The 3,154-nt window shown below is 67.0% G+C and carries 3 protein-coding genes and 1 pseudogene; 3 read left to right on the forward strand and 1 reads right to left on the reverse strand.

The window, feature by feature from the left end; translation table 11 throughout:
* Positions 1-290: 290 nt before the first annotated feature.
* The gene (locus ABZT17_RS45060) at positions 291-932 is read right to left on the reverse strand and encodes a DNA-3-methyladenine glycosylase (RefSeq protein ID WP_356357990.1); all 642 of its coding nucleotides are present in this window, start codon (positions 930-932) and stop codon (positions 291-293) included.
* Positions 933-1,085: 153 nt separating this feature from the next.
* Between ABZT17_RS45060 and ABZT17_RS45065 the strand changes: the two genes are divergently transcribed.
* The 3 genes and pseudogenes from ABZT17_RS45065 to ABZT17_RS45075 all read left to right on the forward strand — a co-directional run.
* The gene (locus ABZT17_RS45065; protein WP_356357991.1) at positions 1,086-1,868 is read left to right on the forward strand and encodes a sporulation protein; all 783 of its coding nucleotides are present in this window, start codon (positions 1,086-1,088) and stop codon (positions 1,866-1,868) included.
* 43 nt (positions 1,869-1,911) lie between these two features.
* On the forward strand, positions 1,912-2,451 hold the full coding sequence (locus ABZT17_RS45070; protein WP_356357992.1) for a YbhB/YbcL family Raf kinase inhibitor-like protein: 540 nt from the start codon (positions 1,912-1,914) through the stop codon (positions 2,449-2,451).
* Between the two features lie 143 nt (positions 2,452-2,594).
* Positions 2,595-3,086, forward strand: a pseudogene (locus ABZT17_RS45075) (HNH endonuclease); the annotation flags it as partial.
* Between the last annotated feature and the right edge of the window lie 68 nt (positions 3,087-3,154).

Consider the following 3,154-nt stretch of genomic DNA (forward strand, 5'->3'; position numbering starts at 1 on the left):
TCTCGGGCTTTCCTCCGGGCGCTTCCCTTCGGTCTTGCGTTTCCGACTCTATCAGATCCTTTCGGGCCTGATTCCCTGTCGGCGGGGCCTTTCGACATTCACTACGTTAGACCATTCCCGTCGGAACTCATAATCGAGTTCCACGAGTTTGAATTCAGGCATGCAGGCATGACGAATTCGCCCCCGCTGAGGGGTGACCGTAGGTAGTGGTTTGGCCGCTTCCGGCTGCTGGCGATCGCCGTACCCGGTTCAAGCGGCTCGGGCTACGTTACGCGCCTGCCCAAGGAGCGTCAACTTGAGCGGCGCCTGGGTACATGGGCCCGATAGGGGCTCACAGTCGGGTCGTTGGCGGCCCAGAAGCGCCACGGGTGAACGCCCCCGTCACCCGCCACGCCGGTGCGTGGACCGTTGAGTACCTGGTCGGACGGGATCCGAGTGCCCGTCAGCATCCTCAACGGGGTCTCGCCGGGGGTGCAGGCGTCCGTACCGTCCAGGGAGCGGTCCACCCCCAGGGCGGTGGCCAGGCGAGCCGGGCCTTTGGCCAGTTCTTTGTCGTTTCGGGCCGAGAGTCGACGTTTACGAGCGAGTTCGGCGCCTTCGATCACCTCGCCGGCCCGCAGCAGGACCGCGCTCGCCCTGCCCTCGGGACCGCACACCAGGTTCATGCAGAACCACATGCCGTAGGTGAAGTAGACGTACACATGACCGGGCGGACCGAACATCACGTCATTGCGGGGCGTGCGGCCGCGATAGGCGTGGGAGCCGGGGTCGTTCGGGCCGTCGTAGGCCTCGACCTCCGTGAGACGCAGCGCGATCGGACCGTCGGGGGTCGTGCGGAGGAGGATACGGCCGATGAGGTCGGGGGCGACCTCCAGGACGGGGCGGTCGAAGAACTCCCTGGGGAGTGGCGTACGGTCCGTGGGCGCGATCATGGCGTCCGAGCGTAGTCCAGGCGGGTGGTTGCCAAGGGGTGGTCAAGGTTCCGTCTGCTTGCCAGGGTGTGGGGCGGAACCGGCCAGGTCCGGTTCGCGTTGGTAGGGATCAAGGGTCCACGCGTACGAGGGTCCACGGATAGAGGGAGAGACATGGGGTTCAAGAAGCTGCTCGCGAGTCTGGGGGCCGGCGGGGCTTCGGTGGAGACCGTGCTGACCGAGGTCAACGTCGTTCCGGGCGGCGTCGTCCAGGGTGAGGTGCGGATCCAGGGCGGGTCCGTGGACCAGGACATCGAGGGTCTGTCCGTGGGCCTGCAGGCCAAGGTCGAGGTGGAGAGCGGCGACGAGGAGTACAAGCAGAACATCGAGTTCACCAAGGTGCGGCTCGGTGGCGCTTTCGAGCTGCGGGCCGGGGCGGTGCACGCGGTGCCGTTCGGGCTCGAGATTCCGTGGGAGACGCCCGTCACGATGATCGACGGGCAGGCGCTGCGCGGGATGCACATCGGGGTGACGACCGAGCTGGCGATCGCGCGGGCCGTCGACTCAGGTGACCTGGACCCGATCAACGTGCATCCGCTGCCGGCGCAGAAGGCGCTCCTGGACGCCTTCATCCAGCTGGGCTTCCGCTTCAAGAACGCGGACATGGAGCGCGGCCACATCCGGGGCACGCGGCAGAAGCTGCCGTTCTACCAGGAGATCGAGTTCTACCCGCCGTCGCAGTACCGGGGGCTCAACCAGGTCGAGTTGAGCTTCGTGGCGGACGAGAACGCCATGGACGTGGTGCTGGAGATGGACAAGAAGCCGGGGCTGTTCAGCGAGGGCAGTGACACCTTCCGTTCGTTCCAGGTCGGTCAGCACGACTTCCATGGGACCGACTGGGCGGCGTATCTCAACCAGTGGCTGTCCGAGGTCGGCAGCAAGCGCAACTGGTTCTAGGCTCGGGAACTGCTGATTCCGTCATCGATCAGGAGGTACCGAGGTGACCGAGCTCAAGCGGCGGCCGCTCCCCCACGATTTCCACCCGCCCGTGCCGTCGTTCACGGTCACGAGCGAGGACGTCCAGGAGGGCGCCACGCTCAAGGACGCTCAGGTATACGCGGCCGGCAACACCTCACCGCAGCTGCGGTGGGAGGGGTTCCCGGCCGAGACCAAGAGCTTCGCCGTGACCTGCTACGACCCGGACGCCCCTACGGGCAGCGGGTTCTGGCACTGGGTGCTGTTCGACATCCCGGCCTCGGTGACCGAGCTGCCGGTGGGTGCGGGCACCGGGAAGTTCGAGGGGCTGCCCGAGGGCGCGATCCAGTCGCGTAACGACTACGGGTCCAAGGACTTCGGCGGCGCCGCGCCGCCCGCCGGCGACGGGCCGCACCGCTATGTGTTCACCGTGTACGCCGTGGACCAGGAGAAGCTCGGTCCGGACTCGGACGCCAGCCCGGCATATGTGGGCTTCAACCTGCGGTTCCACGCGATCGCGCGGGCACAGTTGATCGGTGAGTACGAGGTGCCCGCCGAAGACTGACGTTCATGGAACGTTTGCCCGCCCCTGGTCTTGGAATTGATCAGGGGCGGGCAGTTTTTATTGCGTTGTCCATCTCGGCGTGCCCGGCCAGAGTTGATCCAAGCCCGCCAGGGAGTGGGCCGATTGCACGGGAGGTGGGCGGGATGCGGGACACGCTGGTTCTGAACGCGAGCTTCGAGCCGCTGTCGACGGTGACGTTGAATCGAGCCGTCGTTCTGGTGCTGCAGGACAAGGCCGTCGTCGAGCAGGCCCACCCCGAACTGCGTATGCGCGGAGCCGATGTGGACATACCGGCGCCGCGGGTGATCCGGTTGTGCAGGTATGTGAGGGTGCCGTTCCGAAGACAAGCTCCGTGGTCGAGGCGGGGTGTGCTGGTCAGGGACCGGCACCGGTGCGCGTACTGCGGGCGCAGGGCGACGACCGTGGACCATGTGGTGCCGCGGGCGCAGGGTGGCCGGGACTCCTGGCTGAATACGGTGGCCTCGTGCGCGGAGGACAACCACCGCAAGGCGGACCGGACTCCGGAGCAGGCGGGTATGCCGTTGCTGCGGCAGCCGTTCGAGCCGACGCCGGCCGACGCGATGCTGCTGGCACTGGGGACCGAGGACTTCGAGGCGCTTCCGGACTGGCTGGCGCTGGACCTGATGTCGGACGAGCTGCTCGAGCTGTGGGAGGGCACCGGCGCTTCCGTCGTCTTCGTGAC

It is taken from the genome of Streptomyces sp. NPDC005648, from assembly GCF_040605395.1.
GTDB lineage: Bacteria > Actinomycetota > Actinomycetes > Streptomycetales > Streptomycetaceae > Streptomyces.